Genomic DNA, 15,016 nt, shown 5'->3' on the forward strand with positions numbered 1-15,016 from the left:
GTCACTAGAGACAGGCACGAGGGAATAGACACCACACCGGCACTTATCCGAGGTTTAAGCGTGCTCTTAAAGTGCCGATCTGGTTAGCGGACTGTTAGCGTGTGGCGCAGCAGTTTCCAGCAATTCGACACCCGCACTGCTGCAAATCTGTCGAAAGGCTGCCGAGGGACAATGATCGGTGACGAAAGTGCCAATCTGGTCGATGCGCGCGATGCGCACGGGGGCGGAGCGCTGAAACTTGCTCTGGTCGGCGACAAGGATGACATGCCGAGCGTTGGCGATGATCGATTGGGCGACTTTGACCTCGCGATAGTCAAAATCGAGGAGGGCCCCCTCCTCGTCGAGGGCGGAGGCGCCGATCACGGCATAGTCCACCTTGAACTGGGAAAAGAAGTCCGCCGCTGCTTCCCCCACAACACCGCCATCGCTGCCGCGCACGACGCCTCCTGCGATGACGACCTCGAAGCGCGGGTAAATGCGCATGCGGTTGGCGACATTGATGTTGTTGGTGACGACGAGCAGACCGGAGTGATCGAGCAGAGCCTCACTCACCGCCTCGGTGGTAGTGCCGATATTGATAAAGAGGGAGGCGTCGTTGGGGATCAGCGCGGCGGCGGCGCGGCCGATTGCCTCCTTCTCCGGAGCCGCGATCCGGCGGCGTGCCTCGTATTGCAGGTTCTCGACACCCGAAGGCAGCATGGCGCCGCCATGGGTACGGGTGAGGAGGCGCTGGTCGCAGAGCTGGTTGAGATCCTTGCGGATGGTCTGGACCGAGACGGAGAAATGCGCGGCGAGCGCATCCACGGTGACGCGCTGCTGCTCGCGCGCCAATTCGAGGATTGCCTGCTGCCGCTCACCCGCGTCGTTCATCTAGGGAACAATGGTCTTAATGATAGAGGCGTCGAGCGCCTCGTAGTCGTGGAGGCCCATGGTGTCGTAGAGTTCCTGCCGGGTTTGCATTTCACCGAGCATTGATTGGGTACCACCGTCGCGTTTGATGGCAGCGTAGAGCTTTTCCTGGGCCTTGTTGGCAACGCGGAGCGACGACACCGGCCAGATGACCATGGAAAAGCCCAGCGCTTCGAACTCGGCTGCGCTCTGGTAGGGCGTGCGACCGAACTCGGTCATGTTGGCGAGGAGCTTGACGCCAGGCATCGCCTCGGCAAAGGCGCGGAACATGTCGACGCTGGTGAGCGCCTCGGGGAAGATCGCGTCCGCACCCGCTTCCACATAGAGCTTGGCACGGGCGACGGCCCCCTCGAGCCCTTCGCTGCCAGCGGCGTCCGTACGGGCGATGATGACAAGATCGCGCCGCGCCCGGGCTGCAGCGGCCACCTTGGCGGCCATGTCCTGAGGATCGGCGAGCTTCTTGTCGTTGAGGTGCCCGCATTTCTTGGGCAGGAGCTGGTCCTCAAGATGCACCGCCCCGGCGCCGGCGTCCTCGAAGGTGCGGACCATGTGCATGACGTTGAGCGCCTCGCCATAGCCGGTGTCCCCATCGACCAGTAGCGGGAGGCCCGAAGCGCGGGCGATCTGGCGGATAAAGAAACTGACTTCATCGACCGTGATGATGCCGAGATCGGGCAGGCCCATGGAAGCCGTCATAGCGGCGCCGGAGAGGTAGAGCGCCTCGAACCCGGCATTGCGTGCCTGGATGGCGGCCTGACCGTTGTGGGCACCCGGCAGCTGGAGGATGTGCGGACGGTCGAGCAAGGCGCGGAAGCGGCGCCCGGCGCTTTCGCGCGGCAGATCGTCGGCGACGAGATATGGCATGGAAGAACTCCTTAGGCGTCCTGACGCTCAGCAAGCGGCACGAAGGGCAGGTCGTCGGGACCGGTGTAGTTGGCCGACGGGCGGATGATCTTGCCGTCCTGGCGTTGCTCGATGACGTGCGCCGACCAACCGGACGTCCGCGCAATGACGAAGAGAGGCGTAAACATGGATGTCGGCACACCCATGAGATCGTAAGAAACAGCCGAGAACCAATCGAGATTGGGGAACATCTTCTTGGCGTCCATCATCACCGCTTCGATACGCTCGGCGATGGCGTATTGACGCTGCGAGCCGGCTTCATCGGCGAGACGCTTGGACACGCGCTTGATGACCTCATTGCGCGGATCGGACACCGTGTAGACCGGGTGCCCGAAGCCGATGATGACTTCGCGGGCCTCAACGCGGCGACGGATATCGGTTTCCGCCTCATCAGGCGTTGCGTAGCGTTTCTGAATGTCGAAGGCGACTTCGTTGGCGCCGCCATGTTTGGGGCCACGCAGGGCGCCGATAGCTCCGGCGATGGAGGAATAAAGGTCTGACCCAGTGCCGGCGATCACCCGTGCCGTGAAAGTCGAGGCGTTGAACTCATGCTCGGCATAGAGAATTAGCGAGGTGTGCATGGCCCGGACATGGCTCTGGCTGGGTGGTTTGCCATGCAGCAGATGGAGGAAATGCCCGCCAATGCTGTCGTCGTCTGTTTCCACCTCGATGCGGCGACCATTATGGGCGAAATGATACCAATAAAGCAGCATGGAGCCGAGATTCGCCATCAGCCGGTCGGCGATGTCGCGGGCACCGGGCGTATTGTGGTCATGGGCTTCGGGCAGGACGCAACCGAGCGCCGAGACGCCCGAGCGCATGACGTCCATCGGGTGGGCGGCAGCAGGTATGGCCTCGAGCACAGCTTTCACCGCCTGCGGCAGGCCTCGGAGTGATTTGAGCTTGGCCTTGTAGGCGGTCAGGTCGCTTTGGGTCGGCAGGCGCTCGTGGACGAGCAGATAGGCAATTTCTTCGAACTCGCTGGACTCGGCGAGATCGAGAATGTCGTAGCCGCGATAGTGGAGATCGTTGCCCGAGCGGCCGACGGTGCAGAGCGCCGTGTTGCCGGCGGGGACCCCCGATAGCGCCACCGATTTCTTGGGCTTGAAATTGGTCTCGGTCACGTGTGCTGCCTCCCTGACGCTTGTTGTTGCCCTAGTGATAGACCGGGGCCGCGCCAATCCCAAGCGGTGATCTCCTGCCGGTTCGGCAAGCCCCCTTGCAGGCTCAGGCGGGACCGAAATCGTGGGGCCGTGCCGTCACGTCCATCAGACCGGCGGCGAAGCGCTGGGCGTTGCGAACATAGCTGTCGGCAGACCGGCGCAGACCACCAATTGTTGCATCGTCGAGCTGGCGCACGACTTTGCCCGGGGCACCGATGACCAGCGAGCCATCGGGGATTTCCTTGCCTTCCGTCACCAGGGCACCGGCCCCGATCAGGCAGTTATTGCCAATTCGGGCGCCATTGAGGATGGTCGCGCCCATGCCCACCAGCGTGTTATCGCCGATGGTGCAGCCGTGGAGCATCGCCTTGTGGCCAATGGTGCAGCCGCGTCCGATGGTGAGGGGAAAGCCTATATCGGTATGGAGGACGACGTTCTCCTGCACATTGCTGCGCGCGCCGATGACGATGGGCTCATTGTCACCCCGCGCCACTACCCCGAACCAGATGCCCGCCTCGGCGTCGACGAAGACCTGCCCCACCAGAACGGCGGTCGGTGCGATCCAGGCCACTTCGGGGTGGATATCGGGGGCAATGCCATCCAGCGCATAAAGACTCATGGGCTCCTCCTATCGGATCCCATAAGCCTCGCGCATCTCGGCGATTTCGGCCAGTGTTTCGTGAAAGAGGCTCCAATCGTCGCGCTCGGCGATGGGGGCCCAGATTGCCTCCATGTCCTCGATCAGCATGGTGCGTGGCGTGGAGCGGGCGAAATAGGGGTGATCGAGATTGAGGCCGTCCGCCGGTTGATAGCTTTCGAACGCATCGGCGAGAGGGCGGAACGCGTCGCTCGCGTAGATTTCGGCCGATGGGCTGCGGGCCGCGCGTTCGGCGCCAAGTGCACCACCCCGCCAATCGAAGAAAAACTGCTCGTAGGGCGCCTTGCTCTGGAGAAGGAAGCCGAAGAGCGTGGTCATAAAACCAGTATCGGTCTCGACATCCTTCGACTTGAGGCCAAGGCGGCGCAGGATCTCCCGCGGCAGTGCCTCGCGAAACGCGGGCCAGACGGTGTTAAGGGCCGGTTCGAGTTCTTCCACCGTGGAAAGCGGCACGAGGCACTCGGCCAAGCGGGTCAGATTCCAGGCCAGCGTATCGGGCTGGCGGCCGAAGCTATAGAGCCGGGTTTCGTCGAAATAGGCGGCGGTGAATTCCGGGTCGTACACCGGCAAAAAGCGCCACGGGCCATAGTCGAAGCTCTCGCCGGTGACGTTGATATTGTCCGTGTTGAGGACCCCGTGCACAAATCCGGCGGCGGTCCACTGCGCGCCGAGCCGAGCGACCCGGGCAACCACCGCCTGGAGAAAGGCGACCGGCTTGTCGTCGGCATCAACCAGTTCGGGATAATAGCGCTCGATCGTGTAGTCGAGAAGGCGCCGGGTTGCTTCAAGGTCCTCCAGATAGGCCAAGCGCTGGAAGGTGCCGATGCGGATGTGGCTATGGCTGAGGCGGACCAGAACCGCCGATCTGGTGGGCGATGGCTCGTCGCCGCGATGGAGGTCCTCGCCGGTTTCAACCAGCGACAGGCTCTTGGAGGTGTAGACACCCAGGGCTTCGAGCAATTCGGTGGCGAGCACTTCCCGAACGCCACCCTTAAGCGTCAGCCGCCCATCGCCGCCACGAGACCAGGGCGTCTTGCCCGACCCCTTGGTGCCGAGATCAAGTAGGCGCCCGTCCTTGAGATCATGCAGTTGCGCAAAGAGGAAGCCGCGGCCATCCCCCAGATCGGGATTGTAGGAACGGAACTGGTGGCCATGATAGCGCAGGGCTAGCGGCTGCTCGAACGAGCCCGGCAGGGGCTCGAAACGGCCGAAAAGGGCGAGCCACTCCGACTCAGTCAACGCATCAAGACCGATGCGCTCGGCCCAGCGCTGATCGCGATGGCGCAGGATAGTCTTGGGAAAATCAGCGGGCTCGACGCGATCAAAGAAGGTGTCGCCGAGGGCCTCATGGGCGCGGGAGGGTTGGTAGCGGGTCATGAAGGGGTAAACGCTAGCACGGCCCCACCGGTTCGCCCACGCAACCCAGACTTGCTGCGCTTGCGCCTAGCGGGTCGGCCGGAATCCGCCTATACCGCACGAGATGAACGCTCCGCACGACACGCTCAGCCTTGATCCCTTCCAAGCCGTCATCTTCGACATGGACGGCACGATCCTCGATACCGAAACGGTGTTCCGGTCCATCGTTTTCGAGGTCTGCGCCGATCTTGGCTTCGAGATGAGCGATCTGGTGCATCTGTCCATGGTGGGATCGAGCCACGAGCGTACCCAGCAATTGCTGGTGGAAGCCTATGGCGTGGCCTTCCCCTATACGCTGTTCGACGAACGTTGCCGCAGCATCATGCGGGAGCGGATGCATGCCGAGGTGCCGGTCAAGACCGGGGCGCGGGAGCTGCTCCTTGAGTTGCGGGAGCGCGGCGTGCCGACGGCCATCGCTACCTCGTCGCGCCAACCCCATGCCCATACGCACCTGGGCACGGCGGGGCTGTTCGACATGTTCGAGACCATCGTGACGCGGGACGACGTGGTGAACCCCAAGCCGCATCCCGAACCCTATCTGCTTGCCGCCGAACGGCTGGGGGTGGATCCCATCCATTGCCTGGCGCTCGAGGACAGCTATTCGGGCGTCCGGGCGGCGCATGCGGCGGGCATGCAGACGGTGATGGTGCCCGATCTTGTCCATCCCAGCGAGGAGATCCGCGCGCTAGGCATCGCCATCATGGAGAGCCTGGACCATGTGCGGATTGCGGCGTTTCCCCAGCGCTGAACAACCCCCAATTGCATGAGCAAGCCCCAGGCGACTGGGGCTTTTTTGGTTCTCAGCTGCAACAGCGGCGGGGAAATAGTTAACGACGCCTTCCTTGATGCGTAAACTTTTACCGTGGCCCCGAAGCCCGGCTTCACCACCAAGCAAGTTCCTCAATTTTATGGGTTTTCAGCTCGGCTCGCGGCCGTTAACCGTGTTTTAAGACGCTAACCGCTATGGTTAACCGCCTGTAAATTTCCGCTTCCCTAGGCAGAGAAGCTTGGCTAGTGTGCCGCTCGGAAGTCACAGGGGGTCCGCAACGACGGGCTCGATAAGAAGGCGCGCTGGATATGACCGGACGCGCTCACGAGTAAGGACGGAGCATTGAAGCAAACCTGGCAGACGATGACCGTGCGGACGATTTCGCATGTGCTTGCTCTTTGCGCAGTTGTGCTTGTGCTCGTTGTTACATTCTCCCCGGCGCATGCCGAGACGATCAAGGTCGCATCCGTCGCCCCGCTGCCGGTGCCCGAAGGGATCGCCGCAGTGCGGAGCCAGCCGGCCATTGGTCCGACAATGGTGCCGGTCCCAGCCGGACAGCAGCCGCTCACTGAGGCACTTCTTGCCAACTATGTGGAACGGCAGAAGGAACTGCGCTCCGTGGACGTGCTGGGCCTTGCCGAACCCGATGAGCTCACCGCCGACATGCTGATGAGCTATATCTCGCGTGGCTCGCTGGGTGGCGGTAATAGCGCGGTTTCGGCCATTGCCAGCTTCACCACCCCGACCAGCGCCCGGGCCGATGGTGCGCTCAGCACCTCGACGCTCGCCGCCTATATCGAGAGCGGCTACCAGCCCCTGCCCAAGCGCCTCGAACACGCCAATGCCGAGCGCGATTGCCTGGCGCAGGCCATCTACCATGAAGCCCGCGGCGAAAGCCAAGCCGGTCAGCTGGCCGTGGCCAATGTGATCGTCAACCGGGCGCGTTCGGGCAAGTTCCCCGATACGCTGTGCGGCGTCATCTATCAGAATGCCGACAAGGGCCGCTATCGCTGCCAGTTCACCTTTGCCTGCGACGGCCGCGCCGAGACCGTTGGCGAGCGCCGCGCCTGGGCCCGGTCCAAGGATCTGGCGCAGCAGGTCTATGCCGAATTTGCGCTGGGCGAGAATGTCGGTGCGGTGCCGCGCTCGACGCTCTACTATCACACCACGGCGGTGAACCCCTCCTGGGCCAACACCTTCGACGCCGTGGCGCAGATCGGCTCGCACATCTTTTACGCGACCAACTGAGATAACCGTCTCGCATGAAAAAGCCCGCGACCTTGGTCGCGGGCTTTTCTGTTTGGTGGTGAGTGGTGACGCTTAGTAGCGGTATTCGCCGGACTTGAAGGGGCCTTCGACGGGCACGCCGATATAGTCGGCCTGGCCCTGGGTGAGCTTGGTCAGCTTGGCACCGAGCTTGGCGAGGTGCAGTTCGGCGACCTTTTCGTCGAGGTGCTTGGGCAGGACGTGCACCTTCTTTTCGAGCTTGTCACCATTGGTCCAAAGCTCGATCTGGGCCAGCGTCTGGTTGGCGAAGGAGGCCGACATGACAAAGCTGGGGTGACCCGTGGCGTTGCCCAGGTTTACGAGGCGCCCTTCGGACAGCAGGATCAGCCGGTTGCCATCGGGCTTTTCGATGAGATCAACCTGCGGCTTGACATTGGTCCACTTGAAGTTGCGGAGCGCTGCCACCTGGATCTCGTTGTCGAAGTGGCCGATGTTGCACACGATGGCCATGTCCTTGAGCTTGCGCATGTCATCGAGCGTCAGCACGTCGCGATTGCCGGTGGCGGTGACGACGATGTCGGCGCGCGGGGCAGCGTCTTCGAGGGTGACGACTTCAAAGCCCTCCATGGCGGCCTGCAGAGCGCAGATCGGATCGACTTCGGTGACCAGCACCCGGGCCCCGGCGCCGCGCAGCGACTCGGCCGAGCCCTTGCCCACGTCACCATAGCCACAAACGACGGCAACCTTGCCGGCCAGCATCACGTCGGTGCCGCGGCGGATCGCGTCGACCAGCGATTCACGGGTGCCGTACTTGTTGTCGAACTTGGACTTGGTGACCGAGTCATTGACGTTGATGGCGGGGAAAGGCAGCTCGCCCTTGGCCTGCAGCTGGTAGAGGCGCATCACGCCCGTGGTGGTTTCTTCCGAGACGCCGCGGATATTGGCGCGGATGGTCGAGAAGAAATTGGGCGAGGTCGCCAAACGCTTCTTGATGGTGGCAAAGAAGATCTCTTCTTCTTCATTGCCCGGACGCTCCAGGAAGGACGCGTCCTGCTCGGCCTTGGCGCCATTGAGGATGTACATGGTGGCGTCGCCGCCATCATCAAGGATCATGTTGGGGGTGAGGCCATTGCCCCAATCCATCATGCGATCGGTGAAGGCCCAGTATTCCTCAAGGCTCTCGCCCTTGTGGGCAAAGACCGGAATGCCGGCGGCTGCAATGGCTGCGGCAGCATGATCCTGGGTCGAGAAGATGTTGCAGCTGACCCACCGCACTTCGGCGCCAAGCGCCACCAAGGTCTCGATGAGGACCGCCGTCTGAATGGTCATGTGGAGCGAACCGGCGATGCGCGCGCCCTTGAGCGGCTGGGCCGCGGCGTATTCCTCGCGGATTGCCATGAGGCCGGGCATCTCGATCTCGGCGATCTCGATTTCCTTGCGGCCATAATCGGCCAGGGAAATGTCTCTGACCGCATAGTCGGTCGAATTGGTGGTCATCAGGGGCTCCAGCAGGGTTTGTTTTGCCCCTGCTATACGCGATCTGCCGCCGGGCTGACAACCGGACATAAAGAAAGGTTTATATCCCGCTACCAACCCGGTCGAGGCGGAGCTTTAGGAGACGAGGGATTGATGCGCGCCAATGGCGGCCATGGCTCCGCCATAGGAAGCAATCGTGACCGAGTGCATGGCATGGGCGAGATCGCCGCCGGCATAGACTCCCTCGACCGAGGTCTGGTGCCGATCATTGACCTTGAAGGCGATGCCTGTCGGGGTGTCGTCCGTCTCGACTCCGAGTTGCTCGTGCAGATCGGCCGAGGGCCGGTTGTGCGGATGCACATAGAGCGCGTCGAGCTCGGTGCGCGTGCCGTCTTCCCCGATGACTGCAGTGATACGACCCTCCTTATGCTCGAAAGCCTTCACCTTGCCCTCAACGAGAGCGACGCCGCGCTTGGCGAGCTTGCTCTTCTCGGCTTCGGGCAGATCGTGGCCATCGGAGAAGAGGGTGATCTGGTCGGTCCAGTGGCCATAAAGGGCCGTGGCGTGCAGCGATAGCGGGGTGGAATAGATGAGCCCCCAGCGCTTTTCGGCCACTTCATAGCCGTGGCAATAGGGGCAGTGCAGCACCGTCTTGCCCCAGCATTCGGCAAAGCCGTCGATGGGCGGGAATTCGTCGGTGAGACCGTAAGCCAAGACCAGACGGCGGGCGTGGTGCTCCCCCTTCTCCGTCAAGACGGTGAAATCATCGAGCTGGCCGCTGGCCTTGGTCGCGCGCGCGTTGATGATCTTGACCGTCTCGTAGCGGGCGAGCTGGTCGCGGGCGGCCGCCAGAATGTCGGCCGGGTTTTTGCCGTCATGCCCCAAAATGCCGTGGGCGTGCTCGGCATAGCGGTTTCGCGGCAGGGCGGTATCGAAGACGGTGACCTGCCGACGGGCGCGGCCGAGCTGGAGGGCGGCGGCAAGACCAGCAAAGCTGCCGCCGACGATGATGACGTCATCCATGAGAGAGAGTTCCATGAGCAGGGAGGGGATGGGGTAGGGCCTGAACGGCCAAATCAGCCAAAGAGATGCGTTCAAGACGTGCGGCAAGAAGCGCCTCGGCCTCGGAGAGGAAGTCGGTCATGACACTGTCGACCGCCCGAACGATGCCACATTGACGGTCGCCTGGATCGCTTTGGGTGCGGATGAGGAGACTCTCGCCCATGGCGGCATAGACCGCCCGGAGGCTGACCTCCGCTGCCGGTCGCGCCAGACGCCAGCCGCCGTCGTGCCCCTTGGTGGCGGTGACGATGCCTGCCTCGCGCAGTTCACCCAGGACACGTCGCACCACGACCGGATTGGTCATGAGGCACTGCGCCAAAGCCGCCGAGGTGATGGCAGCATCGGGCTGCTTGTGGAGGTGCACCAGGGCATGGAGAGCAAGGGAAAGGCGACTGGATCTTCTCATGTAACATTATTTGTTACATCACCTGGCCTGTGTCAAGCCGGAGTTGACGGAGTGCGCGGCACGCGACATGGTCCGCCCCGCATTTCGGCCGAGAAAGGCAGCACTTGAGCACGCGCCCGATCCACATCGCCCTGACCTTCGACGACAATTTTTGGGCGCCGGCCTACGCCACGATGCGCTCGGTCTGCCTTTTCACCCACCGAAGAAGCGACCTCGTCTTTCACCTCTGCCACCGCACGTTGAGCGAGACGCATCGGGCGGACCTCCTGGCCATTACCGAAGAGTTTCCCGTGAAGCTCGAATGGTACGACCTCGACCGGTCGGACATGTTCCGGGACGTGGCCGCGCGGATGCCCGAGAACAAGCGGCTCTCCAATATTGTTTATGCCCGGCTGATGATCGACAAGCTCCTGGGGCCCGATGTGGAACGCGTGCTCTATCTCGATTGCGACATGCTGGTGCGCGACGCCATTGAGAAGCTTTGTGAGATCGACATGGAGGGGCGACCCATCGCGGCAGTGCGCGACAGCATCGGCGCCTTCATCACTGGCGGGCGCGATCTTAAAGCCAATCGCGACATCCTCGACCCTGCCGACCCCTACTTTAATGCCGGGCTGGTGTTGATCGACGTAGCGCAATGGCGCGAGGCCGATATCATTGGGCAGTTGGAAGTAGCGCTACGCGAAGGGGTGATGCAGCGCATCTATTACGACCAGGATTTTCTCAACCTCGTCTTCAAGAACAGATGGCTCGAACTGCCCTGGCGCTGGAACACAATTGACGCGCGGCATGCCCATGAGGGGCTGAACCCGGCAATCCTCCATTATACCGGCGAATCCAAACCCTGGGGGATCTTTGCCGGCATGTTCCACTGGGTGGCGTTCGGACGGCTCTACCGGCACGTGATGACCAACGAGTTGTTCTACCGCTTCGCCCGGCACCGCTGGAAACGCTGGTGGAAAAAGAAGCTGCGGCTCAGCTGACTCCTTCCCGGGCGCAAAGCTCCGCCAAGGCGCTATCGGCTGGTGGCGGCGCAATACCGGCGCGGCCCCGATTGGTCAGCTGACTGCGCCAGATGTGGACGGCCATGGTCTCAGGGCGAATTGCCGGGTCGATGCTGGACCCGGGCTGGAGGAGCCCTGGGATGCCCTCATAGGGGATGGGGTAGAAGGATGCGCTGGGGAGCACCAAGTGCCCCAGCCCATGGTGCCTTACGTAGTAGGTCAGGGCCATCGGCCCGGTTGCGCCATATTGCATGTGCTCGGGCCTAACCGGGTCGCCGACGAGGCGACGCGCCGCGACTTCGAGGCGGCGAATGGGCGGCAGATGCGGCTCCAAGAGGGGCCGGCGCGATTGCTCGAATATTGCCAGAAGGTCGGCAAGGAGTGGTGCCTCTGGGGGAATTAGCAGCACCGCGCCATTGACCGAGCCCGGCCGCTCATAGGCCATGAGGTAGTCGGACGCGGGCGCAATGGGCCTGACACAGTACATGTCGAGATCGGCATAAACACCGCGGGCATGGCGCAGGAGGCTCATGCGGAAGTAGTCGGAAAAGACGCCCGGCGTGCCCTTGCCCTTGTAGAAGACCAGCTTGCTGCGCGGCAGGATTTCGGCCGCGTCGCGCTGCACGGCTTCTGTGGGCAGGTCGGGGATCGGCTCATAGGAATAGACCTCAACCTGGTGCCCATGCCGAACAAAGGACGCAATGGAGATGCGCTCGAGCCAGCTCATGGGTCCATGCCAGAAGCTGACAATGGTGGGGAGGGTCATCGGCGCCTCGGCGTGCCGTAGACGTCGGCGAAGGTGTCGATCATCAGCTGGTCCTTGACGTGCAGCTTGGGGTCGAAGGTGATCTGCTCGGTCCGATCCCAATACCAGGACCGGGAAATGCCGATGAAATGGTAGCCGTAGAAGGCGCCGGAGGATCCCGAGAGATTGAACCAGCCGCGCACCTGATGGGTCCAGGGCTGCGCCCGCCAAGAGGCAAAGAAGGCGCGGCCAGGCGCAATCGCCCATTTCTTGCCCCGGTCGCGCGCAGCGACACCTTTCTTGCGGATCACGAACTGGGCATGGCGGGGCACACCATCCTCGGCGCGGGCATTGAGCACCCACATGCGGTTGAAACGGAGGAGGCCGAAGGGGGAACGTTCAACCGCCTTGAACACGGAGCGGCGGAAGGGGGACATCACCAGTTCATCGATGTCGGCATTGAGGATGGAACGCGCGCGCATGCCGTAGCGGCGGAAGAATTGGGTGAATTTTGGTGGCTGGGCAAACATCGCCCAATTGCCTCCGAACCTATGCCCAGTGAAGACATCGTCCATCGACCCGAAGCGGTAGGGCCAGGGAATGACCAAGAACTTCTCCAGACCCGGCACGCCAGCAAGCGTGGTCCGCAGGTCATCGAGGCTATAGCTGGTAGAGTCATTGTCATAAACCACGGCCGCAGTGGCGCCGTGCTCGGCAACGTAGAAGCGGGCCCAATCGGCAATCCAGGCGAGATCATTGTCCTTGTTGATGGTGAAGACGATGCGGTCACCGCGGAAGGCATCGCTTCGATTGCGCTGGATGGCGACTTCTACCGGCTGCTCGCCAAACGTGAAGCGGAGGTGGGTATCGCCCTTGGGCAGGGTGACGCGCAGGATCTCGGCTTGGATGCCGTGGTGGATGCGGGGCCGGGCGCTGGTGCCGGAGGGATGGCCGACAATTTCAAGGTTGTCGATCAAGGGAGCAAGGTTCAGCGCCATGGGGCCGATGAGGTAGACGTGGCGGCCAGTATGATCGCGGAAGACGTCGTAGAAGACGGCGTCGTCGTCGAAACGATCATGAAAGCTCTGTGGACGGTCGAGCTCCGGTCCCAGTGGAATACGCCGCAACGGCCGGGCTGGATCGAGCAGCACGGGCGCGGCAACGGCGATATCGGGGTGTGCGAGCGCAAGGTCGATGGCCATACCGACCCCATAGCGCGACAGGGTGGGGTTGGGTAGAGGCGAGATCACCGCCCCTATCCGCTCAGCGCTAGAGCCGACCGTCAGCCAGAACGCTGGCCAGTGGAGCGGGGCGCTCGACGGGTGTGTTGATGTCGACCGTGCGACCCTCCGCCGAGGCGGTGGCAAAAGCTTCCATGACTTCAAGGACGTGGAGGGCCAGATCGCCATTGGCGCGGTGCGGACGATCCTCAAGGATCGCCTTGGCCATGTCGGCGAGACCGAGCGAGCGGTAGTTGCCGTCGGCATAGGGCTGGGTCACCTCGATGGGGTTCCAGGTCTCCTCGCGACCGCGCTTGCGCAGTTCGACCGCGCCGCCGAAGAAGTTCGGATCGGGAACGATGAGGCTGGCTTCAGTGCCGTAGATCTCCAGCGGCACATGCTTGTGCCCGGCGACATCGAAGCTGAGGCCTACCTGCACAATGGCGCCATTGGCAAAGCCGAGTGAACCGGTGACGTGCGTGTCGACCTTGACCGGCATGATCTCGCCGCGCTTGGGCTCGGAAGTGACGGGGCGCTCGGTGCGGAGCCGCGACGCCATGGCCGAGACGCGGGCGACAGGCCCCAGTAGATTGACGAGATCGGTGATGTAGTAGGGCCCCATGTCGAGCACCGGACCGCCACCGATGTCGTAGTAGAAGGCGGGATCGGGGTGCCAGCTTTCGTGGCCCGGGCATTGGAAAAAGGCGGTGCCGCCAACAATCTGGCCCAGGGCACCTGAATCCACCACGGCACGAGCCTGTTGGTGCGAACCGCCCAGGAACGTGTCCGGCGCCGAGCCGATGCGGAGGCCAGCGGCCGTGGCTGCGTCCAGCAGGCGCTTGCCCTCGGCGAAATTGATGCCCAGCGGCTTTTCCGAATAGACGTGCTTGCCGGCGGCGAGGCAGCGCAGGCCTACCTCGACATGGGCACGGGGAATGGTGAGATTGAGCACCAGCTTGATCTCTGGATCGGCGAGCAGTTCCTCGACGGTGACAGAGCGAAGCCCGAACTCGGCAGCCCGCGCAGCGGCGGCTTCGGGGCGCATATCGGCAATGGCGCGGATATCGAGCACGTCGAAACCGGGCAGACCATCACGGCCGAGAATGGCCTTGAGATAGGCCGAGGATATATTGCCGGTGCCGATGATGCCGACGCCGAGCCGCTGGTTACTCATGAACGCACTCCTCCTAGATGTACGTACCGCAAGCTACAAGGGAGTACGCTGCGCCGCTAGGCCCATCGCTACACGGTTGCGACGGTTGTCCGGCGACTGGTGACAACGAAAGCAACGACGAAGGTGGCGCTCATCAGCAGCACGATGGTGGGGGCCGGAGCGGAGTCGATGAAGAAACTGAGGTAGATGCCGGCCAGCGAACAGAGGACGGAGATGGTTGTTGCGATCAGCATCATGGGTGCGAAGCGCCGCGACAGGAGAAAGGCAATGGCGCCGGGCGCGACAAGGAGCGCGATCACGAGGATGATACCCACGGCGGTCAGCGCCGCGACGATGGTGAGCGACAGCATGGCAAGCAGGCCATAGTGGAGCAGGCGCGTGGGTAGACCGATGGCGCCGGCCTGCTGCGGATCAAAGGAGAAGAGAAGGAGGTCCTTCCATTTGACGAGCACCAAGGCGGTGACAAGCAGCGCGATTATGCCGGTCTGCCAGAGGTCGGCGGCGGAGACGCCGAGGATGTCGCCAAAGAGAATATGATCGAGATGCACGTCGGTCTGGATGGAGGTGTAAAGGACAATGCCGAGGCCAAAGAGACCGGCAAAGACCACGCCCATGACCGTGTCTTCCTTGATGCGGCTGTTTTCCTTGAGGAACCCCACCGAGAGCGCGCAAGCCATGCCAGCGGCGAAGGCGCCGACGCCGAGCGGCAGGCCCGCCATGTAAGCGAGGACGACGCCGGGCAGGACCGCATGGGAAATCGCGTCACCCATCAGCGACCAGCCCTTGAGTACCAGAAAGCAGGAGAGGAGCGCTGTGGGTATTGCCACCATCACCGCAATGGCCATGGCCTGCGTCATGAAGGGAAACTGGAAGGGCCAGAGGGC

Annotated in this window: 15 protein-coding genes; 3 read left to right on the forward strand and 12 right to left on the reverse strand. The window is 62.8% G+C overall.

Going from position 1 to position 15,016, the window contains the following annotated elements:
* Positions 1-66 precede the first annotated feature (66 nt).
* The 5 genes from QOV41_RS19405 to QOV41_RS19425 form a co-directional block, all read right to left on the reverse strand.
* Entirely contained in the window at positions 67-870 is an 804-nt protein-coding gene (locus QOV41_RS19405) for a DeoR/GlpR family DNA-binding transcription regulator (RefSeq protein WP_284578622.1), read from the reverse strand.
* On the reverse strand, positions 871-1,773 hold the full coding sequence (gene prpB, locus QOV41_RS19410) for a methylisocitrate lyase (RefSeq protein WP_284578624.1): 903 nt from the start codon (positions 1,771-1,773) through the stop codon (positions 871-873).
* Between the two features lie 11 nt (positions 1,774-1,784).
* The gene (gene prpC / locus QOV41_RS19415) at positions 1,785-2,936 is read right to left on the reverse strand and encodes a bifunctional 2-methylcitrate synthase/citrate synthase (protein ID WP_284578625.1); all 1,152 of its coding nucleotides are present in this window, start codon (positions 2,934-2,936) and stop codon (positions 1,785-1,787) included.
* A gap of 103 nt (positions 2,937-3,039) precedes the next feature.
* Positions 3,040-3,594, reverse strand: coding sequence for a gamma carbonic anhydrase family protein (locus QOV41_RS19420; protein WP_284578626.1), 555 nt, complete (start codon positions 3,592-3,594; stop codon positions 3,040-3,042).
* 9 nt (positions 3,595-3,603) lie between these two features.
* A complete protein-coding gene (locus QOV41_RS19425; protein WP_284578627.1) occupies positions 3,604-5,010 on the reverse strand; it encodes a protein adenylyltransferase SelO in 1,407 nt (468 codons plus the stop codon).
* A 103-nt stretch (positions 5,011-5,113) separates the two neighbouring features.
* On the opposite strand from QOV41_RS19425, the gene QOV41_RS19430 reads away from it, so the two are divergent.
* Together QOV41_RS19430 and QOV41_RS19435 are read left to right on the forward strand one after the other, a co-directional pair.
* A complete protein-coding gene (locus QOV41_RS19430) occupies positions 5,114-5,797 on the forward strand; it encodes an HAD family hydrolase (RefSeq protein WP_284578628.1) in 684 nt (227 codons plus the stop codon).
* 363 nt (positions 5,798-6,160) lie between these two features.
* Positions 6,161-7,066: a cell wall hydrolase gene (locus tag QOV41_RS19435; protein ID WP_284578629.1), complete on the forward strand. Its 906-nt coding sequence runs from the start codon at positions 6,161-6,163 to the stop codon at positions 7,064-7,066.
* Positions 7,067-7,138: 72 nt separating this feature from the next.
* Here the strand turns inward: QOV41_RS19435 and ahcY are convergent, their stop codons facing one another.
* From ahcY to QOV41_RS19450, 3 genes are all read right to left on the reverse strand, one after another.
* On the reverse strand, positions 7,139-8,542 hold the full coding sequence (gene ahcY / locus QOV41_RS19440) for an adenosylhomocysteinase (RefSeq protein ID WP_284578630.1): 1,404 nt from the start codon (positions 8,540-8,542) through the stop codon (positions 7,139-7,141).
* Positions 8,543-8,656: 114 nt separating this feature from the next.
* Positions 8,657-9,544 carry an NAD(P)/FAD-dependent oxidoreductase gene (locus QOV41_RS19445; protein WP_284578631.1) on the reverse strand — a complete coding sequence of 296 codons (888 nt, stop codon included), beginning with the start codon at positions 9,542-9,544 and terminating at the stop codon, positions 8,657-8,659.
* Positions 9,537-9,989 carry an RrF2 family transcriptional regulator gene (locus tag QOV41_RS19450; RefSeq protein WP_284578632.1) on the reverse strand — a complete coding sequence of 151 codons (453 nt, stop codon included), beginning with the start codon at positions 9,987-9,989 and terminating at the stop codon, positions 9,537-9,539. The genes QOV41_RS19445 and QOV41_RS19450 overlap by 8 nt, the downstream gene beginning before the upstream one ends.
* Before the next feature lie 104 nt (positions 9,990-10,093).
* Between QOV41_RS19450 and QOV41_RS19455 the strand changes: the two genes are divergently transcribed.
* Complete coding sequence (locus QOV41_RS19455; RefSeq protein WP_284578633.1) at positions 10,094-10,972, forward strand: glycosyltransferase family 8 protein; 879 nt, start codon at positions 10,094-10,096, stop codon at positions 10,970-10,972.
* Here QOV41_RS19455 and QOV41_RS19460 read toward each other — a convergent pair.
* The 4 genes from QOV41_RS19460 to QOV41_RS19475 form a co-directional block, all read right to left on the reverse strand.
* Positions 10,965-11,759, reverse strand: a complete 795-nt coding sequence (locus tag QOV41_RS19460) for a glycosyltransferase (protein ID WP_284578634.1) — start codon at positions 11,757-11,759, stop codon at positions 10,965-10,967. The genes QOV41_RS19455 and QOV41_RS19460 overlap by 8 nt on opposite strands.
* Entirely contained in the window at positions 11,756-12,988 is a 1,233-nt protein-coding gene (locus QOV41_RS19465) for a hypothetical protein (RefSeq protein WP_284578635.1), read from the reverse strand. The genes QOV41_RS19460 and QOV41_RS19465 overlap by 4 nt, the downstream gene beginning before the upstream one ends.
* A 19-nt stretch (positions 12,989-13,007) precedes the next feature.
* Positions 13,008-14,132: a Gfo/Idh/MocA family protein gene (locus tag QOV41_RS19470; protein ID WP_284578636.1), complete on the reverse strand. Its 1,125-nt coding sequence runs from the start codon at positions 14,130-14,132 to the stop codon at positions 13,008-13,010.
* Between the two features lie 68 nt (positions 14,133-14,200).
* Positions 14,201-14,989 carry a metal ABC transporter permease gene (locus tag QOV41_RS19475; RefSeq protein ID WP_284581388.1) on the reverse strand — a complete coding sequence of 263 codons (789 nt, stop codon included), beginning with the start codon at positions 14,987-14,989 and terminating at the stop codon, positions 14,201-14,203.
* Positions 14,990-15,016 lie beyond the last annotated feature (27 nt).

It is taken from the genome of Devosia sp. RR2S18 (assembly GCF_030177755.1).
Classification (GTDB): domain Bacteria; phylum Pseudomonadota; class Alphaproteobacteria; order Rhizobiales; family Devosiaceae; genus Devosia; species Devosia rhizosphaerae.